Raw genomic sequence first — 22831 nt, 5'->3', positions numbered from 1 at the left:
TGGGTTTTAAATGAACGCTGCTCCTGTTATCAGTTTTGAATTTTTCCCGCCCAAGACGGTAGAAGGCATGGCAAAGCTGCGTAGCGCACGCGACCAGCTTGCCGGGTTTTCGCCAAAATTCTTTTCAGTTACCTTTGGTGCAGGCGGTTCCACCCGCGACCGCACGCTTGAAACCGTGCTTGATATCCAGCAGGCAGGTTATGAAGGTGCACCCCATCTTTCTTGCATCTCATCGGACAAAGCAGAAATTCGCACACTGCTGGCACAGTACAAGCAACAAGGCATTAGGCGCCTGGTGGCACTGCGCGGCGATATACCTTCCGGCGAGGTCAGCAGCGGTGATTTCCGTTATGCCAGCGAGCTGGTAGCCTTCATCCGCGAAGAGACAGGGGACTTGTTCCAGATTGAAGTGGCGGCCTATCCGGAGTTTCATCCGGAATCATCGTCGCCAGGCGCTGACCTCAAGCATTTCAAGCAGAAAGTAGACGCGGGCGCCAATGCCGCCATCACGCAATATTTCTATAATGCTGACGCCTATTTCCACTTTTTGGATCAATGCGAAAAACTGGGCATTACCATTCCCATCGTGCCCGGCATCATGCCGATCTACAACTTCACCCAGCTCGCGCGTTTTTCCAGTGTGTGCGGGGCGGAAATCCCCCGCTGGTTGAGATTGAGGCTGCAGGACTATGGCGACGACCTTGCCTCCCTGCGCGCGTTCGGCGCGGAAGTGGTGGAAGACTTATGTGAGCAATTGCTCGCTGGCGGCGCCCCCGGCCTGCATTTCTACACATTGAACCAGGCTGGCACTATCAGTTCCATTCTGGAGCAATTGGGCGCGGGACAGGAATAATCCTGTTCCCGGCAAGCCGGACGACCCGCCGGGGCAAACATTCGTCTCGCGCTTAGTGCAAGGTCGAACGGTTGTCGTTGAACATTGCGTCCTCGACAAAGAGATAGTCACTCGCCTTGTCCTGGTTCCACAAGGCCATCAGCACAATCCAGCGTATTTCTTCAAGGCCGATTTCAGTCTGTGGCAAGGCCATCGCCCGGTCTATCACCAGCTCACGCTGAGCTGAGTTCAACACCTTGGCCTGCTCAAGGAATATCATGAAACTCAGGCTGTCACTGGTGATCTTTTTGGTTTCGGCTTCGTTGTAAACACGGAGCCCCAGACTGCTGCCTATCTGGGGCTCATCACCTCCAGACATGGCTTCCAGAGCACTGTACCAATCGAAAGCGCCCTTAATATCTTCTTGGTCGAAACCAGCTGCGAATAATTCTTTAGAAAGTGTATCGTGGTCGGGATGGATATCTGACTCAAAGTAGTTTTCAAACATATACACCAGGACTTCGAACATACATTCCCCAATCAAAATGACCCGGGCGATCCTGTAATATATCCACTCACTTGGCAGTTAAGAATCGCCATTGTGTTGTGTTGATATTGTTCACAGAATTAGGCGATGCGCTGGAAACGCCCTCCCGGTAGAGAGGTTATCTTACCTTCCAACTCCAGCACCAACAGCATGGCGGAAAGGCGTTCGGTCGTCAAGCCGCTTCTTGCTGCCAGCGTATCCAGGCTTACCGGGTCATAACCCAGGGCCTCAATAAGCGGATTTTGCTCACTTACGGCCCCCTCGTCCACTGGCACTTCAACAGCAGGAACTGGCATTAGAGGAATTTTCATCTCGTCCAGAATATCCTGCATGCTTTCCACCAGCTTGGCGCCTTGCTTGATGAGTTGATGGCATCCCTTCGCCAGCGGGGAGTGGATGGAACCGGGAATCGCAAACACCTCCCTCCCCTGTTCCGCAGCCAGGCGCGCGGTAATCAGAGAGCCGCTCTGCAAGTTGGCCTCTATTACCAGGCAGCCTTGGCTCAGGCCACTGATAATGCGATTCCTGCGCGGGAAATTCTGCGCACGCGAAGGCGTACCCAGCGCAAACTCGGACACAATCAGGCCATGCTCGGCAATCTGGTGGGCCAGCGCACGATGCCGTGCGGGGTAGACTATATCCAGGCCAGTGCCAACCACGGCAATCGTGCGCCCGCCCGCCTGCAAGGCGCCACGATGCGCTGCCCCATCTATGCCCAATGCCATTCCGCTGACAATGCATAAGCCATGCAGGCTCAAGGCCGCGGAAAATTCCTCGGCGTTTTTCTCGCCCTGCGGGCTGGCATTGCGGCTGCCGACAACCGCAATCGATGGCATATTCAACAAATCCGGATTGCCCTTGGCATACAGCAAGGGTGGTGGATTAGGAATATCCAGCAGGGATTGGGGATAACTTGCATCAGCAAGGGTGACTAGATGATTGCCCACTTGTTGCAACCAGGCTGAAGCTGAAGCTTGCAACTCCAGGTCAGGCCCCGCCGCAATCGCGCTTGCCACGGCGTCTGGGACAATATCGCGCAGGCGTTGCCTGCTGGCGCTGTAAACCTGCTCAGGGGAACCAAATGCAGCCAGCAATTGGCACAGGCCCTGCCCGCCCAGGCCGGGAACCAGGCTCAGGCTAACCCACAGCCCGGCCTCATCATGGCTGGTGCCGCCTATGGCGTCTCCACCACATCCAGCACATTGACTGGTTCGGTGGCCTGCACGATCAAGGCATAGGAGATTTTGTCAAAAGTGCGGAAGACCATCGCCAGCCCAATGCGCTCATTAGGCAGCTTGATATTTTCCGGCTCTGCCGACTTGTCCTTGTTTTTCTTGTCATACTTCGGGTTCTTGATTACCCGGCCATTGCGATTGATGGCCAGCACGTGGCCTTGCTCCAATCCGTCATTCTCGCCACGGCTGATGGCAATAATCGTGTTACGCCCTGCCTCAGCCACACCGCCATAAATGGACAGGATGCGCCCCTTGGTTGCGGTTTCCGGCGCCCTAGGGATAAAGTTGGTTTGCAGGTTTTCTGGTGCGGCCACCAGCTTGTCGTTGGCAAAGATTTCCTCCTTGGCGCTCACGATCTCTCCGCTGGCAGGCTCGCCATACTTGGTGATCCGGGCATCCCCCAGGTAAATCGCTTCCGTACCAAGCACAGCCTTGTTTTCGGGGTCAATATAAGTCTTGCCGGCACGGTAGATGTTCCACAATGTCCCTTCGCCCTCGGCGATCTTGTCAACATAGACACGGGAGCCTGGGCTCAATACCACGCGGTTTTCCGGCCCGGCTACAATGCTGGGGGCATCCTTCAATCCATCGTTTTCGATGATGAGCGGCTGGCTCAGGAACGGCGCAATGACACTGGGTGAAATGGCGGGAATCGCCTCGGCCTCAAGTTTTTCTGTACGGATGCCAGGGGAGAGCGCAACCTCGGGATTGGCGACCGTCTCACGTAGCAGGCGCAGTTCCGGCGAACCGCTGCTGGTATCCAGCACCACGACATCTCCAGGATAGATCAGATGCGGGTTCTTGATCTGTTCGCGGTTCATCTTCCATACCTGCGGCCACTGCCAGGGATCCTTGAGGAAGCGTCCGGAGATCCCCCACAGCGTGTCTCCCTTGACGACGACATAACGGTCAGGATGATTGGCTTGCAGCTTTACCTCATCCGCCAAGGCAGGCAAAATGGGGCAACAAAGCATGAGCAGCGTTATAATGTGTTTATACATAATATGTAATTACGGCAGGAGCAGAGATTCATTTAATATTCTGTAACTTGCACTGGATTCTGCATTCACTCTATTAAACAAGCAAGCTTTTATGGCAATTTTAGACATACTAATCTACCCCGATCCGCGCCTGCACAAAGTGGCCGCACCTGTCAAAGAAGTCAATGACGAAATCAGGCAACTGGTGCGCGACATGGCAGAAACCATGTACGATGCCCCGGGCATTGGCCTCGCTGCCACCCAGGTCGACGTGCACAAGCAGATCATCGTCATGGACCTTTCCGAGGACAAGAACGAACTGAGGGTGTTCATCAACCCGAAGATCCTCAGCAAGTGCGGCACCCAGCAATACGAGGAAGGCTGCCTCTCGGTGCCTGGCGTCTACGACACCGTCACACGTGCCGCAACCGTCACAGTAGAAGCGCTCGACGAGCACGGCACGCCCTTCACGCTTGAGGCTGAAGGCTTGCTCGCGGTCTGCATCCAGCATGAAATAGACCACCTGCTGGGCAAGGTATTTGTCGAATATCTTTCCAGCCTCAAGCAGAACCGCATCAAGAATAAATTCAAGAAGCGCCAACGCGAGCGCGCCTGATCGATCCCACATGAAAATCATCTATGCCGGAACCCCGGAGTTTGCGGTGCCAGCACTGGCCGCACTGATCCAATCATCGCATGAAGTCAGCCTGGTGCTGACGCAACCAGACCGGCCGGCCGGGCGCGGCATGAAGCTCAAGCCCAGCCCGGTGAAAAGCCTGGCACTGGAACACGGCATCCCGGTACTGCAACCGGAAACCCTCAAGGACCAAGCCGTGCAGGCAAGGATTGCAGCGGAAAACGCGGATGCCCTCGTCGTCGCGGCCTATGGCCTCATCATTCCCACTGCTGTGCTCGATATGCCGCGTCATGGCTGCTTCAACATTCATGCCTCGCTTTTGCCTCGCTGGCGTGGTGCAGCGCCAATACAGCGCGCCCTGTTAACAGGCGACAAGGAAACCGGCGTCACCATCATGGAAGTAGTGCCTGCGCTGGATGCGGGCGCCATGATATTGCGCGGCGTCTTGCCTATTAGCGAACGGGATACGGCGCAGAGCCTGCATGACGGCCTGGCGAAAATCGGGGCAGACCTGATGCTGCAAGCCATGAATCAACTGCAGCGCGAAGGCAGGCTGGAGGCAGAACCGCAAGACGAGGCCCTGGTCACCTATGCAGAAAAACTGCAAAAATCAGAAGCCGCCATCGACTGGCACGAAAGCGCAGAGGAACTATCGCGCCAGGTACGTGCTTTCAATCCGTTCCCTGTTGCGCAAAGTGCGCTCAAGGGTGAAACCTGCCGTATCTGGATGGCGCATGCCCTGCCCGGCACAGCCAGCGCTGGAACCATTGTAGCTGTGGGCGACGGCATCACCGTCGGGTGCGGCAGCGGCCTCCTTAACATCGAAGAGCTGCAAATGCCGGGCGGCAAACGCCTGAAAGCCAGGGATTTCCTGGCCGGACATCCCCTGGCACTCGGCGATAAATTTGGCGAATAGATATACGCTGGAACAACTTTATCCCATCCTTGCAACAAGCCGTGCCAGCGCTTGAATTTTTCCCTTTGACCACTATCTAAGTGGAGAATCGCGGCGGTTCTGCCGCATGTAATGAATTTCAGATTGGAGTGATGGACAATGGTAGGTAACTGGCTGAAGACTTCTATCCTCATGGCGGGGATAGTCGTGCTGTTTGGCTCGGTAGGCGCTGCACTGGGCGGCGCAGGCGGCATGATGATTGCCCTGCTGCTGGCAGGAGCAATGAATATTTATGCCTACTGGTTCTCCGACAAGGCCGTGCTCAAGATGTACAACGCGCGCGAAGTCGATGCAAGCACGGCGCCCGAGTTCTACAACATGGTGCGGGAACTGGCGCAAAATGCCAATCTGCCCATGCCCAAGGTCTACATCATCGACGAGAATCAGCCAAACGCCTTTGCCACTGGCCGAAATCCCGAGAATGCCGCAGTAGCCGCGACCACCGGCATCATGCGTATCCTTACCCAGCGTGAATTGCATGGGGTGATGGCGCACGAACTTGCCCACGTCAAACACCGCGACACCCTGATCTCGACCATTTCCGCCACCATTGCCGGAGCAATCTCCTCGATTGCGCAGTTCGGCATGCTGTTCGCCCATGGCCGTGACCGTGGCGTTCATCCCGCTGTCGCCCTGCTGATCATGATTTTGGCACCGATAGCCGCCATGCTGATCCAGATGGCCATCTCGCGTGCGCGTGAATTCGAGGCAGACCGTGCGGGTGCCCAAATCTGTAACGACCCGACCGCGCTCGCCGCCGCGCTGCAAAAGATACACAATTATGCGCGCAAGATTCCGCTGGAAACGACCGAACAGCATCCCGAAACCGCGCAGATGATGATCATCAACCCACTCTCCACGGACGGTATCAAGGGCCTGTTCAGCACGCACCCCCAAACTGAAGAACGCATCGCGCGCCTCATGGCGATGGCAGTCTAGCCCGTGCAGGTTTCTCAGCAGCTTGCCGCACAAGCGGTTGGGCAAGTGCTTGTTGGCCGCAACCTGTCCGTGGTGCTGGAAGAGTTATTCCAGCAGCATCGCGACATTACACCGCAACAACGTGCCGCAAGTCAGGATCTGGCTTACGGCACCTTGCGTTTCTACGCCCGGCTTGAAGCTTTCCTCAAGCAATTGCTGCAAAAGCCGTTGAGTGATGCCTTTATTCATCATTTACTGCTGGTAAGCCTTTACCAACTCAGTTACGACAAGGCAGGCTCGCATACCGTCGTCAACCAGGCCGTGCTTGCCGCTGCAAAAACCAGGAAGACCTGGGCCAAAGGCCTGGTCAATGCCGTCCTGCGCAACTTCCTGCGCCAGAAGGATGTATTGGAACAGCGGCTCGCCAGCAATGAAGCAGCACAATATTCATATCCGCAATGGTGGATCAACAAACTCAAGCAGCAATACCCAGAACACTGGCAATCCATACTAGACGCCGGCAACCAGCACCCGCCGATGACATTGCGCGTGAACCGCCGCCATGGCAGTTCGGAGGACTACCTGCACGCCCTGCAAGCAGAAGACCTCAATGCCCATGCGCTGGATGTGCAAGCGATTATGCTGGAACGTCCCGTCCCCGTGAGCCGCCTGCCTGGCTTTGAACAGGGACACGCCTCGGTGCAGGACTGGGGAGCACAATTTGCTGCGTTGGCGCTGGATGTGGCTGACGGTATGCGCGTGCTGGACGCCTGCTGCGCCCCGGGCGGCAAGACCGGGCATGTGCTGGAGCTTGCCGATGTACAGATGACCGCCATGGATAATGACGCCAGCCGCCTGCAGCGCGTCCAGCAGAACCTTGACCGTCTTGGCCTGCAGGCCGCACTAGTACAAGGCGATGCCAGCGCGCCGGATGCCTGGTGGGATGGCATATCGTATGACCGCATCCTCGCGGACGTGCCCTGTACCGCGTCCGGTATCGTGCGCCGTCATGTGGATATCAAGTGGCTGCGGCGCGAACAGGATGTCATGACATTTGCCAAACAGCAGCAGGTGATATTGCAGGGCTTGTGGCGACTGTTGGCAAAGGGTGGTAAATTGCTTTACGTGACATGCTCGGTATTCCATGAAGAAAACCGGCAGCAGATAGAGCAGTTCCTGCATGTCCAATCCGATGCGCGCCTGCTGCCTTTGAAGCATACCGCACTACAATCAAACCAAGGACAACTACTCCCCGGTACAGAACATGACGGCTTCTTTTACGCTTTGCTGCAAAAAGTTTAGGCTGTTCCTATTATTGTTAGCTTTTTTTAGCTGGCAAGCCATTGCCAGCCAGAGCAGCCTGGAAATCAATTCTGCAGAGCTTGTTGCAACCGAGGAAGGCGCTTACCTGCTTGATGCCGATTTTGGGATAACCCTCAGCCCGGCTCTGGAAGAAGCCATCAACAAGGGCATGCCGCTGAATTTCCTCGTGGAGTTCCAGCTGGTATTACCGCGTCGCTACTGGTTTGATGATGAGATCACCAGCCTCACCAGCAAAGTATCCCTGAGCTACCATGCCTTGTCCCGGCAGTACCTGGTCAACCGTGACGGCCATCAGCTCTCCTTCACCAGCATCCAGGAAGCCAAGGACGAGTTGTCACACCTGAGAAACTGGCAGGTACTGGATGACAGCTTGCTGAAGAAAGGTGAAAACTATCAGGCCGGACTGCGCATGCGCCTCGATCAATCCAAACTGCCCAAGGCATTGCAGGTGGACACCTTGAGTTCGGAGGATTGGAACATGGTATCCGAGCGCTTCCGCTGGACACCGGCACTCAATCAGTAGACCAATATGAAGTATATCGTCTTTATCAGCGCGGCCTTGGGGGCGGTTCTGCTTTACCTGCTTTCCCATGCCAGCACCCGGACCGCATCGGCAGGCAATTACTACAACCTGCTGCTGATACTCAACTTGTCCCTTGCCGTCTCGCTCATCGTGCTGATTGGCATCCAGCTCTGGCGCCTGTACCGCCAGATGCGCAACAGCATCATGGGCAGCCGCCTGACGTTGCGCCTGCTCGGCAGTTTCGCCCTCATGGCGATTATCCCGGGCGTGGTCGTGTATGCGGTATCAGTGAATTTTCTTACGCGCTCCATCGAGTCTTGGTTCAACGTCAAGGTTGAGGCCGCGCTCGAGGGCGGCCTGCGGCTCGGTCAGAGTGCGCTCGACATCATGCTCTCCGACCTGGAGGACAAGGCTGAGACCATGGCCCTGTCGCTGGCATTCCAGCCCAGCAACCTGCATTTGAGCGTATTGAATGACCTGCGCGAGAAAAGCAGTGTCCGCGATGCGGTGCTGTTGACCGTACAGGGGCGCATCCTGGCGTTTTCCAGCAGTGACCCATCCAGCTTTCTGCCAGATCTGCCGAGCGTCCCGCAGCTCCGGCAGGGCCGTCAGCACATTTATGGCGTCATTGAACCCATTCTCGGCAAAGGCCTTTACCTGCGTGTGCTGGCGCCCGTCACCATGAATGACATGGCAGGCGAAACGCGTGTCCTGCAATTGCTGCAACCTGTGCCCAAATCCCTGTCGGAAACCGCGGAAGCCGTGCAGGACGTCTATGAGGATTACCAGGAGCTTTCCTTCAGCCGCGAATCGCTCAAGGAAGTGTTTGCCCTGACCCTGACCCTGGTATTGATGCTTGCAATGCTTTCCTCCATCGCATTCGCGTTTTTGTTGAGCCGCAGGCTCTCTGCCCCGCTCGGCATTCTCGCCGAAGGCACGCGTGCCATTGCCCGCGGCGATTACAGCACCGTATTGCCCGCCCACGGCAAGGACGAGCTCGGCATTCTGGTGCAGTCATTCAACAGCATGACACGGCAGCTCAATGACGCCACGCAGGCGGCCGACCGCAACCGCGCGCGGGTGGAAGCGGCGCGTGGCTATCTTGAAACCATACTCGCCCACTTGTCTTCCGGCGTGCTGGTGCTGGGCGAACACGGGCAATTACGCACCTTCAACTATGCAGCATCCCACATTCTTGGCGTGCGGTTGGGCGATGACACAATCAACCAGCCATTAGACATGCTCGCCCACCAGCAGGAAACACTGGCCAGCTTCGTCAACCGCATACAGGTATACTTCAAGGCTGACTCCGCCACGGAATGGCAGGAGCAAATGGAGATCAGCACCAGCCAGGGCAAACAGGTATTGCTGGTACGCGGCACCCGCCTTCCAGATGGCCCTGACGGCGGTTTTGTCGTCGTGTTCGACGACATTACGCAGATGGCGCAAGCCCAGCGTGATGCTGCCTGGGCCGAGGTAGCCCGCAGGCTGGCACATGAAATCAAGAACCCGCTGACGCCCATCCAGCTATCCGCCGAGCGGCTGGAACACAAGCTGGCTGCCAAGCTGGATGCCAGCGATGCCGAGATGCTGAGCCGGGCGACAGCCACCATCGTCAGCCAGGTTAATGCCATGAAAACTATGGTCAACGAATTCAGCGAATATGCGCGCCTGCCTGCATTAAGCCTTGATACGGTAGACCTCAGGCAATTGATCCAGGATGTGCTTGCATTGTATGAGGCCGGGAATGCCCACATTACCGTGGATATCCCGGCAGAGCTGCCCAAGGTGCATGGCGATGCCACCATGCTGCGCCAGGTGCTGCATAACCTGCTGCAAAACGCGCAGGATGCGCTGGAAGGCCATCCGCAGCCGGAGATCGTGATTAGCTGCAAGCTGATAGATGACCGGGTCAAACTTTGCGTCAAGGACAATGGCACAGGCTTCCCGCTGGAAATCCTCTCTCACGCATTTGAACCCTATATGACCACCAAGCGGCACGGCACGGGCCTGGGGCTCGCCATCGTCAAGAAAATCATTGAAGAACACAAAGGCAGTATCAAGGTGGAAAACCTGGAACATGACGGTGCCATTGTCACCGTCACCATACCATTAGTGGAGCGCAAGCAATGACAGCAAGGCAAGTGCTAGTCGTGGATGACGAAATTGGCATTCGCGAATTGTTAAGGGATATTTTGCAGGATGAAGGCTACCAGGTGCGCCTGGCCGAAAATGCGGCAGAAGCACGTACCTGGCGCCAGCAGACGCGTCCGGACCTGGTGCTTCTGGATATCTGGATGCCGGACTGCGACGGTATCAGCCTGCTCAAGGAATGGGGCAATGGCGGACTACTGACCATGCCCGTGGTCATGATGTCCGGGCACGGCACCATTGATACCGCCGTCGAGGCTACCCGCATCGGCGCGTTCGATTTTCTGGAAAAGCCCATCGCCCTGCAAAAACTACTCAAGACTGTCAATGCCGCACTCAAGCATGGCGAACAGTTGCCCCGCTCTGACATGAACCTGGTCAACCTGGGCAAGAGCGCTGTAATTACGGAACTGCGCCAACGCCTGGAACAGGTAGCCAGCCTTAAATCCGCCCTGCTCCTGATTGGCGCCAAGGGCAGCGGCCTGGAACTCTGTGCCCGCTTCCTGCATCAGCCGGGCTCCACCTGGCTGGAGCTTGGGGAAACCGAACGCCTGGCCTCCGCCCCGCTGGAGTTGCTGGAACAAGCCAGCGACGGCCTGCTCTTCATCCCCGAAGTGGCAGACCTGAACAAGACCGAGCAGAAAGGCCTGCTGCTCATGCTCGCCAAGGCCGAGAAGTATGATGTTCGCGTAGTGTGCGGTACCGCCCGAGCCTTGCCGCAACTGGTCGCGGAAGGTCTGTTTGACAGCAACCTGCTGCAGGCCCTGTCGGTCACTACGGTCAGTGTGCCTGCGCTGGAAGATCATCGCGAAGACATCCCCGACCTTGCGCGCTCCATGGTCACTCTGATGGTAGAAACCGGCGAGGCAGCCTATCGCGAATTTGACATAGCAGCGCTCAATGCCCTACGCAACGCCGACTGGCCCGGCAACCTCGCCCAGCTGGACAGTGTCATCCGTAACTTGGTGCAGACCTCGCTGGGCGAGAAAATTACGCTTGCTGACGTCAACCGTGTGACTGGGCAGTTTGCGCAGATGCATCAGGAAAATGCCGGCAGCGTAGCCGCAATCTCCCTGGCAATTGATCTGGAAAGGCCACTAAGGGAAGCGCGAGACGATTTCGAGCGCCTCTACTTTGAGCATCACATCGTCAAGGCCGGAGGCAACATGAGCAAGGTCGCGGAAAACGTGCAGCTGGAGCGCACCCACCTTTACCGCAAACTCAAGCAACTCGGGGTCAAACCCAAGTAAGAGCCTGTTCAAAGTCTATCGGCGTAGCGTTCTCGCATCGTAAAGGCAGATGCCGAAGGCGAGCACTAACATCAGCGTAGGCACGACAAGGGCGAGGTTATGCAGGCTCAATGTGCAAAAGCCGCCCAACACAGCCCCGGCAAGAAAGCACAGGCAGATCAGGCCAAATACGCGCGCCTCATGCCATGCAGCCGTGTCCAGTCCATTCGTTACGCCCTTGAACAAGCCTTCTATGCTGCGCCGCAAGTTGCCAGTCGTCATCACCGAGTTATAGGGCGAACTGCCAACATGGGTAAAACTGGAATTCTGCATGGCAGCCACCAGTGCAATGCCTGGCACCAGCCAAGCATCGGGGAATCCCCGCGGAAGCTGGCTGCCTATACCCAGCATCACAATCTCTAGCCCCAAACAAACCAATGCCGGACTGGCAAGCTTCTGCCTGACCCTGGACAAGCGCAAGCAGTTGGCGAGAAACACCCCCACCACAAAAGCCAGCAAGGGAGGCACATGGCGCAACGCCTGGGACCAGTCCTGTGCCGCTGCCGCAACGCCCATGAGGACGATATTGCCGGTCATGGCATTGGCAAACACATGGCCATGCCCGACATAGGTAAATGCATCAAGGAAACCGCCAGAAAGCGTGAGCAAGGCGGCAACCCGCAAGGAGTTGTCAGCCGGAAAAGAAGTGGAAACAGATGACATTCCACAAGGAGAACATAAAACTTGCATCGCCTGCAATGGCTGCGTAGCAGCCATGCAAGCAACAGCAACACTACGATTTCGTCTTCAAGCGTGGAACAAGCGATCCAACGAGGTGATACGTTTGAAGACGAAATCCTATCAAGCCTTATTGCCCGCTACAGCACGATAGAGCAATGCACCGATAATGCCACCAACGATGGGGGCAACCCAGAACAGCCATAGCTGGTCCACAGCCCATCCGCCGGCATACACTGCCACGCCGGTGCTGCGCGCAGGATTGACGGACGTATTGGTCACCGGGATGCTGATCAGGTGAATCAAGGTAAGCGTGAGGCCAATCGCAATCGGCGCCAGGATTGCCGGTGCCCGCTGGTCGGTCGAGCCCATGATGATGAAAAGGAAGAAAGCCGTCAGCACCACTTCAGCGACCAAGGCAGCCGTCAGGGCATAACCACCTGGCGAATGCTCGCCATAACCATTCGAGGCAAAGCCCGCCGTAACGTCAAATCCGGCCTGGCCGCTGGCGATGAGGTAGAGCACGCCGCCCGCGGCAATCGCTCCCAACACCTGAGACAGGATATAAGGCAGCAACTGCCCGCCAGAAAAACGCCCGCCCGCCCATAGGCCAATCGAAACCGCAGGATTGAGATGGCAGCCGGAAATATGCCCGATTGCAAAAGCCATGGTCAGTACCGTCAGGCCAAATGCCAGCGAAACGCCATGCAAACCTATCCCCACTTCAGGAAACGCAGCTGCCAGCACGGCACTGCCGCAGCCCCCCAATACCAGCCAGAATGTACCCAGGAACTCAGCACTATATTTATTCATATTGATCCTCCTTTGATGAACTATCATGGCTACACCCTTTGGGTGCAGCCCAGCGCAAGTATAGGAGGTTTATTGCCGGGGAAGCGGCATGAGAATGTCAACAATTGTCAACGTATTGAATTACTTAGCTGATGTTACGGGGCGGTATGGCATTGATCGAGGGCATCGCCGGCATTGCCATGATCATCGGTAAACAAGGTGGCCTCACTCCCTTTGCTCCACCACTCCAGTGACTGGTTGCGATACCTCGCCCCACTAGCGGAAATGACCTGTTCCAGCACATGGGTATCTCCCTGGTATTGCAGCACGGCCTTATCGTTCTCATAGCTGACCCGTGCCACGGCACCGCTCCCACATCGGTAATGCCATACTTCTGGTTGAATGCCGGAATCGCAGGCATTCAACATTAGGCAAGAGCATAGCAGCAAGCAAGTACGTGTCATTTGAACACTCCTCACAATCGATCGAACACCGAGCCTATATCCGGGCTGAACAAGCGATGATACAAACGGGTGGCATAGACATCGGTCATGCTGGCGATATAGTCGCAGATCACGCGCCTGGGCTCTGCATTGTCACGGAACAAGGCGAGATTGGCTGCGGGCAAAAGCCGCTCCGGGTTTTCCAATAGCGTGGAAAACAGCCGCATGATCATCTGTTGCCCCTTGAATTCCAGTGCCTGGATCTGTGGCCGGCGGATGACTTCATCGAAGACGAACTTCTTGAGGATATTGAGTAGGGCGCGGGCCTCAGGCTGCATTTCCGCCTGCAGCCGCAACAACGGGGAAACGAAGCCCTCCTGCTCGCTGATCGTGATGTTGCCGATAAAATAGCCAACCAGCTTGCTGATCGCATGCTTGCGGTCGCGGTCGCTGCCGGAGAACAGCTTGCTGTTGTAGAAATCAGCCTGAGCATGTAAAGGGCAGCCGGGCAAGGCTTGCGCTTGCGCCATCACCAGCGCCTTCCATTGCCTTTCGGTGACCAGTTCCAGCGCCAGCGCATCTTCCAGATCGTGCACGCCATAGGCAATGTCGTCCGCGAGCTCCATGATCGAAGTATCGAAGCCCTTATACAACGACTTGGCATGCTTGCCCGCGACTGGCCTAGTTTCGCGGAACCGCACGAGGTCGGCCTCGGGCAGCGGCGCGAGTATCCAGTCCAGGATATCTGCCTCGTCATCGTGGATGCACTTGGGCGGCCTGGCGTATTCAATGTTGGAAGAAGCTCCCTGCGCCGTCGCGCCGTAATTCGCCGCTTCGCTATGCAGCACCGGGTATTTCAACAAGCCCAGCATGGTACGGCGCGTCAGATCCAAGCCATGCTCAGGGGAGTACTCCCCCAGCCTGCCGATAATGCGCAGGGTCTGTCCATTGCCCTCGAATCCGCCATGCGCATGCATGAAGGCATTCAAAGCCACCTCACCACCATGGCCGAACGGCGGATGTCCCAGGTCATGGCCCAGGCAAATGGCCTCAATCAGGCTGAGTGAAGGAATCCAGGTGCTGTATTCCGCGTTGTCTTGGTATTGCTGGCGCAATTGCTCGCAGATGCCGGAACCGATCTGCGCAACCTCTAGCGAATGGGTGAGCCTCGTGCGGTAGAAATCGCTGTCGCCTATGCTGAAAATCTGCGTCTTGGATTGCAGCCGGCGGAATGAAGCCGAATGAATGATACGCGCTCGGTCACGCTGGTATTCTCCGTCCACCGCATCTGAATTGAAAGGCTGGCCGCTATAGCCTGCGGCGTAACGCCGCCGGTCTATCCAGGCGATCATGGTCTTGTCTGGTTGATTCTGCATAGCCGAGATATTGCCATGAAAGTAGCCCGGTATGACCTCCGGCATGGAGTTTTTCAGTTGCTGGCGGCCGTGACTGCGCGGAACATGGCGCATTGCCAGAATATCTCCATGCTGAGCGGCATACCGCGCTTTTTTGCCACCCTCAGCGCCAGGCGCAGCAGCATCTTGATATCGCGCGGCGCAATGCCGGGGAAACTGCGCACCAGTTCCGCGATCAACGCATCGTCCAGCCCCGCCTGGTACTGGGCAGCCATGACACGCCAGATGGCAACGCTGGCTTCCGGCCCGGGAATGGGATAGTCGATGATCGCGGCACAGCGCGAAATGATGGCATCGTCTATGTCATCCGGCCGGTTGGTGGTCATGAACAATAGGCCGTCGAAATATTCCAGCGTGCGCAGGAACTCGGCCACGATGGCATTCTGTTCGATATTGGCCGCGCGCTGCATGACGAAGATATCCGCCTCGTCCAGCAACAATACGCAATTCCAGCGCTTGGCCTGCATGAATATCTTTTGCAGGTTCTTGTTGATCTGTTCCGGCACCGTGCCAAGGTTGCCGGAGTGGATGGCGTACAAGGGGCGCTCGGTCAGCTCGGCATAGACTTCCGCAGTCAACGTCTTGCCGACACCCGCCCGGCCCTTGCAAAGGATGACGTTACCTGCGCTCTTTCCTTCGATGAGATCGTCCACCAGCACGTCGATATCCGTAGTCAGCACATCAAGCAACTCACGGTGCGTTTCCGGCAAGACCAGCTTGTGCCGCAGGCTCTGATCATAGCGATAAGGCGTCAGGCCATCGCTATGCACCCAGAGAAACTCGTGGGTCTTGAGGTCGAAGACGCGGGTGAGAGGATGCTCGGGGATGGCAGCATTGCCATGCGGTTCTCCTGCTTCGGCAGTGATTTCGGATTCGGCATGATGCGTAAAGGCGGCATAATCTGCAGGTTCAAGGTCGTGAATCACCTTGCGCCCGTCGAGCGGCAGACCGCGGCGGCGGTAATTGTTTTCTTCGTAACAGTAGGTGGCACCATGCAGGCGGAATTGCTGGCTGAAGGCATGCTGGACGACTTCACGGTGCCGGGCCAGGGAGGCCATATGCGCCGCTTTCAATGCGGGCGTTTCGTGGTACAGGCCTCGCGCGGCAAGCACATCACCGATACGGTGCCCCAGGACATCCTGGGGCAGGAAGGCATGCGCCAGCACCTGTGGGCCGTACTTGGCCTTGTAGCTGTCCTCGTTGGAGTAGCCATAGGCCTGCGTATGCAGCATGGCGGAGGGGCTAGACCTGCCCGGAATGCCTGGTGTAGCGCTGATGCGGGTAACCAGCTCCGGATAAAAGCGCCCATCATCCCCGGTGGCATATATCCAACCGTCAATCAAGGCCTGGCGGAAGAATGCAAGCAACTGGGCGGGGAAGGCATCGAAATCCTCAACCAGCTCCGCTGCCGGCCCGTCCCTTACTACCAACAGGGATCCGGCAATCAGCGCGGTAGCGGTTTCACCGAGCGTATGCGCTGCCTTGACCAGGTTCTGCAAAGCAGGCTGGTCCAGCATGGCAGTGTTGATATGGTAATGGCGTACCTCATCGGCATTGGCAGCCTGGGCGCGGTATTCGCGCAAGCCTTCACTCGTCGTGGCATGCAACAGCTGGGTGCTTATGGTCAATGGCATCGCTCAGGTCTTGTACCGAAGATATACAGGGCAAACAGCATATTGCCATGAAATGGCAGGCAACCACAGGGTTCAGGCCTAATCCCGTGTTGGCGCGATACGGAAAGTGCGCACGATCTCCATGTGCTGCAACGCCTGCGCCAGAGTAGAAATATCATTCTGGTCGGAGGTGCGCAGAATCATGCTGTATTCCAGCAATTTGCCGTCATGCGAGATGGCATAGCTCATATTGGCGATGGTGAAGCCCTTGTCCGTAATGAACTGCCTCAACTCGCTTTCCGGCATCGGGTTGTAACGGTCGAACGATATCTGGTAATGCGCATAATAATGCGACGGCAAGCGTACCTCTATCCAGCGGAACAGAGACAGCGTTCCCAGCGTCATCAGGGTTGCCAGCACTGCGGGGAAGTAAAAGCCGATGCCGAACATGATGCCGATAGCCGCCGTGATCCAGATAGAAGCAGCGGTGGTAAGCCCACGCACGGTAAAACCTTCCTTGAAGATCACGCCTGCGCCAAGAAAACCTATCCCCGTCATGATCCCTTGCGCCATACGGGATGGGTCTGCCTTGATAGTGTCCTCGGGCACGCCTGGCAACAATTGCCATTGGTAAAGCGTCAACAGCATCAACAGGCTGGAAGACAGGCAAACCAGCGTATGCGTACGGAACCCGGCAGGCCGGCCATGAAAACTGCGCTCAAGGCCAATGATGCCCCCTGCAGTAATGGCACTCACAAGATGGATAGTAATGAGCAAGTAATCATGCATGCGCAATCTTTCGGGGAAAAGTTGGAAGCAATAAAATCATTCATGCTGCTGTAACCTGCACGAACACAGGCAAGATACCCTCTCGCCAATCAAATTGCACTTGCAGATAAACTAGACTGCCACCTGGTCCAGACACCAGTGACCACGCGCATAAACATCCATCAGCATCTGGCCGGCATGGGTGTAGTGAATTTCAGTGCCGGAAGGAACGGCGAGCATTTCCAGCGCAGCATGCAAAGTGGTGCGCGTGGTTTCAATATCGGCTGTCGTAATGTCAATACGCTGGTGCAGGAGGTGCTGGGAACCGTCCTGTTCTGCATCGCTCAATGACTGGCCCCAACCGATCACATTGCCGGCTTTTGCCTCTTGCAGCAACCGCGCCAGTTCATTCTCGCGCTGGTGAAACGGGTCGGGCCTGGCATGCAGCTTAACCGGTATCTTGACGTAAACAAACAAAACCTGGGGCTTGCGATCAAACAGCGTGCCCTGGTTTGCTTCATCAGTGATATAGCTTGTGCTCATGTTGCCAGCCTCGTTGCCGTATGGTGCATTAACGCCTGGCGGGCTATGAGCGTTGACATCACACTGTCACACGCCTTTGTTTAGCACCAGACCTAACAAGACTGGACCAATGCTTGTCCCTCAAGTCTCAGGCTGCCATACCTGCGCATAAGTCTGCCATGCTGGCCGCGAAGCGGTAGCTTTTGGCGCATTAGCAGGAACGCCGAGATTCAACAAACCAATGATCTTGTCCTGTTGCTCAAATGCCATGATCTTGTGTAACAAGACATCCAAGGGATCAGGCGTGCTACTCCAGAAACCGCTATAGCCAAGCAGGTGCGCAGCATTGAGCATATTCATGACGGCGGCCCCTGCCGCCAGCAACTGTTCGAACTCCGGGGCCTTGGGATGGTGGGTAATCCGTGCTGCCAGCACGATCACCACCGGTGCTGTGGTGAGCTTGAGGGCGTATTTTCCATGCAGCGCGCGCACTCGCTCAGTCTGGGCATCGGGATGCTGCAATACCTGCTGCAACAAGGCATGGCGGTTGTCGCCCCGCACCACCTTGAAATGCCAGGGCCGCAAACCCGCATGGTCCGGGGCCACTGCCGCCGCCTGGAGAATGGTTTCCAGCTCCCCTGCTGTTGGCGCGGGCTCAGTCAGTGGCCAGGCAGAACGCCGGGCCAGGGTGTTTTCTAAATCTTGGGGATGTTTTGGATGCATACTATCTTTCAAAATACATCAAGCGCGCGTCAATTCAGCTCAAGTACCACCGGCGTGTGGTCTGAAGGCCGCTCCAGCTTTCTTGGCCCTTTGTCTATCCAGCATCGCTGGCAATGCTGTTTCAGGGCATCGCTTACCAGAATATGGTCTATGCGCAGGCCAAGGTTGCGGCGGAAGCCGGCCATGCGGTAATCCCACCAGCTGAAGCTGCCTTCCTCCTGCTCGAACAGGCGGAAGCTGTCATGTAATCCGAGGGCGGACAATACGCGGAATGCCTCACGCTCAGGCTCGCTCACCAGCACCTGGCCCACCCATGCTGCCGGGTCGTGCACATCGCGGTCTTCCGGTGCAATGTTGTAATCGCCCAGTAACGCCAGTTGGGGGTGTTGTGCCAGTTCAGTGCGCAGATAAACCGTCAGTGCTTCCAGCCAACCGAGTTTGTATTGATATTTGTCTGAATCCAGGCTCTGGCCATTCGGAATGTAGGCACACACTATCCTGATACCGTTGATAGTAGCGGCAATCAGCCTTTTTTGCTCATCATTGAGTCCGGGAATGCCCAACTGCGGGCTTTCTATGGCGTACGGGCTGAGGATCGCCACCCCGTTATAAGTTTTCTGCCCGCTATGGATGGCGTTGTAGCCGGCTTCTTTCAGCGCTTCATAAGGGAATTTGCTGTCCTCCTGCTTGGTTTCCTGCAAGCAGAGCGCGTCGGGTTTCTCCGCCGCAATCCAGTCCAGCACATGCGGCAGGCGGACGTTGAGCGAATTGACGTTCCAGGTGGCGAGTTTCATAAAGGCAAGCAATCGGGGAATCTGATTAATCCACGAGTTTATCATTGCTGATAAAGGCGTTGTATTCCGGCAAAGAGGTTTCAATGTCCAGGCGCAAGATACGGCGGATCTCAAGGATGGCCTGCGGTGTCTCCTGCACGCTATGCCACGAGGGAATGACAAGCTCCGATTGTGCGCCTGCCAGATGCGCGCTGACATAGGGAACAACGCCGTCATCGGAATGCACCAGGTCAAGCTTGGGCGTATAGTTGCCTATGATCGAATGGTACGGAGTGACAGCCGACACCGGCATGTTGGATGCCAGCCGGACAAACGTGTCGCGGTCGCTCAAGTTATTGATGCTATTAGGGATACGCACAGACTTGCCTGTATTGTAACCAGCCTCATTTGCTGGGTTGACGACCAGCACATCGTTAAAACGCTTCGCCAGATTGACCGGCAGGGAAATCAGGTTGGAAACCCAGCGGGCGATATTGTTTTCCGCAAAGGGCGTGCCATGGTGCGGAGCGGCAACAAAGATGGCGCGTCTGATCTGCGGCACCGGCTCAAACCTGAGGTAAGGTCCCAGCTTTTCCTGCGCCCGCGCCAGCTTTTCACCTTCCAGCGGATGTTCTTCAAGAAAAGATTGCCACAGATCTTCACCTGAAGATGAAATCATCAGGCGTGACAGCACACCTCCCATGGAGTGACCAATGACAACAATATGATTGGATGCGACGGAAGAGCCTGCGGGATCCAATGTCTTCAATGCCGTCCCCAGCGCATTACGTATATGGTAGTTGTTATACGCCAGCGGCGCATTGGTCGGGTAGTAGACCTGCCATATCTGGTAATGCTGGCGTAGCGCCTCATCGCCCAGGACTTCGTTGGCGACATTAATCCAGGCTTCGGGGCTGCTCGCCAGGCCGTGTAGCATGAGGATAATGCGGCGATCGGGGTCAAACGGCTGCATCAGGTAGATATGGGGGTCATTGATACCCGCCGCCCGGCCGAACAGGGTATTGATCGCCTGTGCGGCAAAGCCGGATCGCGCCAGCCACAATCCGTAGCCAGACGTGAAGTTAGCAGCCAGCGGTACCTTGGTGTTGCCCACCTGTATGCTGGATTGTCGGTAAGGGTCATAACCCACGATCTCGACACTGGAAGTATCGAGAATTTCATCAATGGCGTCTCCCTTGAACAGGAGCACGGTAGAAATGGCAGGATAGGAAGTCTCGCTGAATGGCGCACTGCCTTCCCTGCCAATCGTCATGGGCTTGGTCACGGCCACCAGTTCAGCGCCCAGACCATCCCGCCTGTACATATTGCGCAGGCCCGTAAAGGTCAAGGAAGAAGCGGGAATCACATCTTCCGGCACTGCTTGGTCCTCAGCGAACCTGACATTCTCCAGCCGTGTCCGTAGCTGCCATGTTCCTATCGATTGCAGCGGCTGAATATCATTGTTGCCATGCTTGTGCATCCTGAACAGCAGAGTGACAACCTGCTGAGTAGCGAAATTGTAATAGTCGCGCACCTGGGTCTGCCTGTCCTCGAAAGCCCGTTCACGAGGCTGGCGGCTGGTGTAGAACAGATAGGCGTAAGCATAGCGTGCGCTTTGCAGATAGGCATCCAGCACGGCAATATCATTGCCTGATGCACTGCCGACTTTCTCATTATCGAGTGCCGTCTTCAGCCATAGTTCGGATAGTGTGGACAGGCGCCGCTCATCGCGCAGGCCTTGCGAACTGGCAATTGCCAGCTTGCACTCGGCATCCCTTGCCAGGCAACTGGTCGCATCCAGCCCGACCACGCGCAGATTCTCATCAGAGGCATAGCTCAACTGGCCGGTGGTCAGCACATCACCCCGGCGCTGGTTGAGGTAATCCTTGACTTGCAGCGAGGAAACCTTGACACCAGCACATCCCGACAATACAAAAGTGGCCAACAGCAGGACGCACGCTGGCAGAAAGGGATGACAAGGACGTTGCGCCATTACGATAAGCCTGAACTAGGTGGGTTTCGGCGGATGGCACTTGAGAAATCAGGGTCCCGGTCTGCGGCTTTTGCCTTGTCGGTAATCCGCCCGTGCTGGCGCAAAGCCTCCAGGGGCAATGCGGTATCGAGGCCGCCAATGCTGTAGAGGTATTCGGGCAAATAGCCCGACAATAGCAGGCGGTAGTCCATCGGCAGGCCGGGAATGATCTGCCGCACCATGTGGTAGACGATGGTAGTGCAGTTGGCGGTAACCGTATGGTAAAAGCGTGGCTTCTGCGCCAGCCGGTTGGCTTCAGTCGCATAGGCCAGGAACAGTTCGCGCATGGCCTCTTGCGGCATGTGGACGCGGTAGCGGTAAACATCTTCGCCGCGGATGTTGGTGCGCACGCGGATAATGTCGCGTTCATCGGCGGCGATGATGCTGGTCTCAAACTCTTTGAAGAAGCCGCCAACCTCAGAAAAGCTTTCATGGCGCTCCTTGCGGATTTCTACCGAGAACACCAGATAGCGGCCATCGCCGAAACCGAAAGATACCAAGGTATGGGCAATGGCGGGCCCAGTCCAGTAGGAAAGCAGCATGTCCACGCTCTGGAGCTGGTCTAGGTCGTAGCGGCGTTGCTCCCAGCGCGGAGTATAGTCGGTTTCGCTGCGCCAATCGAAATTCCGCACGTGACTGAATGTGACTACGCTTCCATTCTGAATTGCAGTCGTGGTCTCGGCAACATCGTCGGCCCATTCCCGCTCATTGGATGGCGCCAGGCTTTGCCACCAGCCCAGCAAGCAGGCCAGCGCAGCAATATAAACCAAACTCCCGCGCTTTGTGCCATAACGGCGCACTGTAAGGCTGGCTCCGGCAATGCCTAGCCACCCCGCAATCGCCAGGAATTTTAGCGGCTGGGTGGACGGGAACTGGTAATAGAGCGCAAAAGTGCCCCAAACCACGCTGAGTAGAAACACCAGGCCAAGTAGGAAACTGATGGCTAAACGAAAAAATCTGCCCATGAGCACCAGTTACCGGGCAACAGTATGAGCTTCCAGCCCGGCCAGGATGAAACACTTGATATGCCGGTGCAATGTAGCCGCCTCGCACGATGCAGGAGCGACGCAGTTCGCCAGCGCCTTGGCGTCTGCCATGTACGGAAACGAACACAAGGAAAACATGCTCAGGAGGCATTGGTCCACAATTACGGAATCAGCGGGCGACCCCACTATCTCGCTCAATATCTGCTTGATAATGGTGACCTTTGGAGAGGCATCCTGGTTAAGATAATCCACAAATTCGACCGAGGGAGAAGTCAGCTCCCTGAAAAATAAGCGAATTTGCCAATCCTGAGAGGCCTGTGCCGCCAGGACCGTATCCAGTATTTCCTCCAGCTTTTCCTTGGCCGGGCGCGGGCTTGCCGCAATTGCTTCCAGCATTTCCAGGCGCAGGATACGTTGTGTCACCTCCGTCAATATTTCACGATACAGCCCGGCCTTGCTGCCAAAGTAGTAATTCACCGACCCCACCGTCGCGTTGGCGCGCTCGCAGATTTCCTTGCTCGTAGTGTCGCTATAGCCACACTCGGCAAAAATCTCCCCCGCGCATTGTAGCAGCAGTTTGCGCGTGATCAATCCATCGGAACGGATTTCGCGGCTGGCAACCTGGTGAATCTGTTGAGAAGAAGCGTTCATGCGGGCCTGTTTTGAGTGTTGATGGTTAGGGTGAGCTAACGCCTG

Annotated in this window: 23 protein-coding genes; 8 read left to right on the top strand and 15 right to left on the bottom strand. The window is 56.5% G+C overall.

Annotated features, from left to right (window positions below; translation table 11 throughout):
* The first annotated feature begins 10 nt into the window (after window positions 1-10).
* Window positions 11-853 (top strand): methylenetetrahydrofolate reductase [NAD(P)H], encoded by an 843-nt coding sequence (gene metF / locus LG198_RS05665; protein ID WP_230342210.1) that lies wholly within the window; start codon window positions 11-13, stop codon window positions 851-853.
* 52 nt (window positions 854-905) lie between these two features.
* On the opposite strand, the gene LG198_RS05660 is transcribed toward metF, so the two are convergent.
* From LG198_RS05660 to LG198_RS05650, 3 genes are all read right to left on the bottom strand, one after another.
* Window positions 906-1361 (bottom strand): DUF494 family protein, encoded by a 456-nt coding sequence (locus LG198_RS05660; protein ID WP_230342209.1) that lies wholly within the window; start codon window positions 1359-1361, stop codon window positions 906-908.
* 98 nt (window positions 1362-1459) lie between these two features.
* The gene (dprA, locus tag LG198_RS05655; protein WP_407659152.1) at window positions 1460-2557 is read right to left on the bottom strand and encodes a DNA-processing protein DprA; all 1098 of its coding nucleotides are present in this window, start codon (window positions 2555-2557) and stop codon (window positions 1460-1462) included.
* The gene (locus tag LG198_RS05650; protein WP_230342208.1) at window positions 2554-3615 is read right to left on the bottom strand and encodes a LysM peptidoglycan-binding domain-containing protein; all 1062 of its coding nucleotides are present in this window, start codon (window positions 3613-3615) and stop codon (window positions 2554-2556) included. The genes dprA and LG198_RS05650 overlap by 4 nt, the downstream gene beginning before the upstream one ends.
* A gap of 91 nt (window positions 3616-3706) precedes the next feature.
* On the opposite strand from LG198_RS05650, the gene def reads away from it, so the two are divergent.
* The 7 genes from def (at window position 3707) to LG198_RS05615 (ending at window position 11351) form a co-directional block, all read left to right on the top strand.
* Window positions 3707-4210 carry a peptide deformylase gene (gene def / locus LG198_RS05645; RefSeq protein ID WP_230342207.1) on the top strand — a complete coding sequence of 168 codons (504 nt, stop codon included), beginning with the start codon at window positions 3707-3709 and terminating at the stop codon, window positions 4208-4210.
* Between the two features lie 10 nt (window positions 4211-4220).
* Window positions 4221-5147 carry a methionyl-tRNA formyltransferase gene (fmt, locus tag LG198_RS05640; RefSeq protein WP_230342206.1) on the top strand — a complete coding sequence of 309 codons (927 nt, stop codon included), beginning with the start codon at window positions 4221-4223 and terminating at the stop codon, window positions 5145-5147.
* 138 nt (window positions 5148-5285) lie between these two features.
* Window positions 5286-6125, top strand: a complete 840-nt coding sequence (htpX, locus tag LG198_RS05635) for a zinc metalloprotease HtpX (protein ID WP_230342205.1) — start codon at window positions 5286-5288, stop codon at window positions 6123-6125.
* Window positions 6126-6128: 3 nt separating this feature from the next.
* A complete protein-coding gene (gene rsmB / locus LG198_RS05630) occupies window positions 6129-7406 on the top strand; it encodes a 16S rRNA (cytosine(967)-C(5))-methyltransferase RsmB (protein WP_230342204.1) in 1278 nt (425 codons plus the stop codon).
* Between the two features lie 13 nt (window positions 7407-7419).
* Window positions 7420-7950, top strand: a complete 531-nt coding sequence (locus tag LG198_RS05625; RefSeq protein ID WP_230342203.1) for a DUF4390 domain-containing protein — start codon at window positions 7420-7422, stop codon at window positions 7948-7950.
* A gap of 6 nt (window positions 7951-7956) precedes the next feature.
* Window positions 7957-10083: a sensor histidine kinase gene (locus LG198_RS05620; protein ID WP_230342202.1), complete on the top strand. Its 2127-nt coding sequence runs from the start codon at window positions 7957-7959 to the stop codon at window positions 10081-10083.
* A complete protein-coding gene (locus LG198_RS05615; protein WP_230342201.1) occupies window positions 10080-11351 on the top strand; it encodes a sigma-54-dependent transcriptional regulator in 1272 nt (423 codons plus the stop codon). The genes LG198_RS05620 and LG198_RS05615 overlap by 4 nt, the downstream gene beginning before the upstream one ends.
* Before the next feature lie 15 nt (window positions 11352-11366).
* Here LG198_RS05615 and LG198_RS05610 read toward each other — a convergent pair whose 3' ends face one another.
* The 12 genes from LG198_RS05610 to LG198_RS05555 form a co-directional block, all read right to left on the bottom strand.
* Complete coding sequence (locus tag LG198_RS05610; protein ID WP_230342200.1) at window positions 11367-12053, bottom strand: YoaK family protein; 687 nt, start codon at window positions 12051-12053, stop codon at window positions 11367-11369.
* Between the two features lie 138 nt (window positions 12054-12191).
* The gene (aqpZ, locus tag LG198_RS05605; protein ID WP_230342199.1) at window positions 12192-12881 is read right to left on the bottom strand and encodes an aquaporin Z; all 690 of its coding nucleotides are present in this window, start codon (window positions 12879-12881) and stop codon (window positions 12192-12194) included.
* Window positions 12882-13015: 134 nt separating this feature from the next.
* On the bottom strand, window positions 13016-13288 hold the full coding sequence (locus tag LG198_RS05600) for an MliC family protein (protein ID WP_268866808.1): 273 nt from the start codon (window positions 13286-13288) through the stop codon (window positions 13016-13018).
* Between the two features lie 47 nt (window positions 13289-13335).
* Window positions 13336-14772: an anti-phage deoxyguanosine triphosphatase gene (locus LG198_RS05595; RefSeq protein ID WP_230342197.1), complete on the bottom strand. Its 1437-nt coding sequence runs from the start codon at window positions 14770-14772 to the stop codon at window positions 13336-13338.
* Window positions 14733-16352 (bottom strand): AAA family ATPase, encoded by a 1620-nt coding sequence (locus LG198_RS05590; RefSeq protein WP_230342196.1) that lies wholly within the window; start codon window positions 16350-16352, stop codon window positions 14733-14735. The genes LG198_RS05595 and LG198_RS05590 overlap by 40 nt, the downstream gene beginning before the upstream one ends.
* A 78-nt stretch (window positions 16353-16430) precedes the next feature.
* The gene (locus tag LG198_RS05585) at window positions 16431-17120 is read right to left on the bottom strand and encodes an MgtC/SapB family protein (protein ID WP_230342195.1); all 690 of its coding nucleotides are present in this window, start codon (window positions 17118-17120) and stop codon (window positions 16431-16433) included.
* A gap of 111 nt (window positions 17121-17231) precedes the next feature.
* Window positions 17232-17642 (bottom strand): hypothetical protein, encoded by a 411-nt coding sequence (locus tag LG198_RS05580; RefSeq protein ID WP_230342194.1) that lies wholly within the window; start codon window positions 17640-17642, stop codon window positions 17232-17234.
* A gap of 120 nt (window positions 17643-17762) precedes the next feature.
* Window positions 17763-18344: a nitroreductase family protein gene (locus LG198_RS05575; RefSeq protein ID WP_230342193.1), complete on the bottom strand. Its 582-nt coding sequence runs from the start codon at window positions 18342-18344 to the stop codon at window positions 17763-17765.
* A gap of 29 nt (window positions 18345-18373) precedes the next feature.
* A complete protein-coding gene (gene xth, locus LG198_RS05570) occupies window positions 18374-19138 on the bottom strand; it encodes an exodeoxyribonuclease III (protein WP_230342192.1) in 765 nt (254 codons plus the stop codon).
* 25 nt (window positions 19139-19163) lie between these two features.
* Window positions 19164-21110, bottom strand: coding sequence for an esterase/lipase family protein (locus LG198_RS05565; protein WP_230342191.1), 1947 nt, complete (start codon window positions 21108-21110; stop codon window positions 19164-19166).
* Window positions 21110-22114: an Lnb N-terminal periplasmic domain-containing protein gene (locus LG198_RS05560; protein WP_230342190.1), complete on the bottom strand. Its 1005-nt coding sequence runs from the start codon at window positions 22112-22114 to the stop codon at window positions 21110-21112. The genes LG198_RS05565 and LG198_RS05560 overlap by 1 nt, the downstream gene beginning before the upstream one ends.
* Window positions 22115-22123: 9 nt before the next feature.
* Complete coding sequence (locus LG198_RS05555) at window positions 22124-22786, bottom strand: CerR family C-terminal domain-containing protein (protein WP_230342189.1); 663 nt, start codon at window positions 22784-22786, stop codon at window positions 22124-22126.
* Window positions 22787-22831 lie beyond the last annotated feature (45 nt).

Origin of the sequence: Methylobacillus arboreus (assembly GCF_020532725.1) — a bacterium.
Lineage (GTDB): Bacteria > Pseudomonadota > Gammaproteobacteria > Burkholderiales > Methylophilaceae > Methylobacillus > Methylobacillus arboreus.
Note: the sequence above shows the minus strand (reverse complement) of the source record. Positions and strands in the feature narration are given on the sequence as shown.

Excerpts from the sequence above, each read along its gene's own strand:
- metF (WP_230342210.1), top strand. The coding sequence starts at position 11 with ATGAACGCTGCTCCTGTTATCAGTTTTGAATTTTTCCCGCCCAAGACG.
- LG198_RS05660 (WP_230342209.1), bottom strand. The coding sequence starts at position 1,361 with ATGTTCGAAGTCCTGGTGTATATGTTTGAAAACTACTTTGAGTCAGAT.
- LG198_RS05650 (WP_230342208.1), bottom strand. The coding sequence starts at position 3,615 with ATGTATAAACACATTATAACGCTGCTCATGCTTTGTTGCCCCATTTTG.
- def (WP_230342207.1), top strand. The coding sequence starts at position 3,707 with ATGGCAATTTTAGACATACTAATCTACCCCGATCCGCGCCTGCACAAA.
- fmt (WP_230342206.1), top strand. The coding sequence starts at position 4,221 with ATGAAAATCATCTATGCCGGAACCCCGGAGTTTGCGGTGCCAGCACTG.
- htpX (WP_230342205.1), top strand. The coding sequence starts at position 5,286 with ATGGTAGGTAACTGGCTGAAGACTTCTATCCTCATGGCGGGGATAGTC.
- LG198_RS05620 (WP_230342202.1), top strand. The coding sequence starts at position 7,957 with ATGAAGTATATCGTCTTTATCAGCGCGGCCTTGGGGGCGGTTCTGCTT.
- LG198_RS05615 (WP_230342201.1), top strand. The coding sequence starts at position 10,080 with ATGACAGCAAGGCAAGTGCTAGTCGTGGATGACGAAATTGGCATTCGC.
- LG198_RS05610 (WP_230342200.1), bottom strand. The coding sequence starts at position 12,053 with ATGTCATCTGTTTCCACTTCTTTTCCGGCTGACAACTCCTTGCGGGTT.
- aqpZ (WP_230342199.1), bottom strand. The coding sequence starts at position 12,881 with ATGAATAAATATAGTGCTGAGTTCCTGGGTACATTCTGGCTGGTATTG.
- LG198_RS05600 (WP_268866808.1), bottom strand. The coding sequence starts at position 13,288 with ATGTTGAATGCCTGCGATTCCGGCATTCAACCAGAAGTATGGCATTAC.
- LG198_RS05595 (WP_230342197.1), bottom strand. The coding sequence starts at position 14,772 with ATGCGCCATGTTCCGCGCAGTCACGGCCGCCAGCAACTGAAAAACTCC.
- LG198_RS05590 (WP_230342196.1), bottom strand. The coding sequence starts at position 16,352 with ATGCCATTGACCATAAGCACCCAGCTGTTGCATGCCACGACGAGTGAA.
- LG198_RS05585 (WP_230342195.1), bottom strand. The coding sequence starts at position 17,120 with ATGCATGATTACTTGCTCATTACTATCCATCTTGTGAGTGCCATTACT.
- LG198_RS05580 (WP_230342194.1), bottom strand. The coding sequence starts at position 17,642 with ATGAGCACAAGCTATATCACTGATGAAGCAAACCAGGGCACGCTGTTT.
- LG198_RS05575 (WP_230342193.1), bottom strand. The coding sequence starts at position 18,344 with ATGCATCCAAAACATCCCCAAGATTTAGAAAACACCCTGGCCCGGCGT.
- xth (WP_230342192.1), bottom strand. The coding sequence starts at position 19,138 with ATGAAACTCGCCACCTGGAACGTCAATTCGCTCAACGTCCGCCTGCCG.
- LG198_RS05565 (WP_230342191.1), bottom strand. The coding sequence starts at position 21,110 with ATGGCGCAACGTCCTTGTCATCCCTTTCTGCCAGCGTGCGTCCTGCTG.
- LG198_RS05560 (WP_230342190.1), bottom strand. The coding sequence starts at position 22,114 with ATGGGCAGATTTTTTCGTTTAGCCATCAGTTTCCTACTTGGCCTGGTG.
- LG198_RS05555 (WP_230342189.1), bottom strand. The coding sequence starts at position 22,786 with ATGAACGCTTCTTCTCAACAGATTCACCAGGTTGCCAGCCGCGAAATC.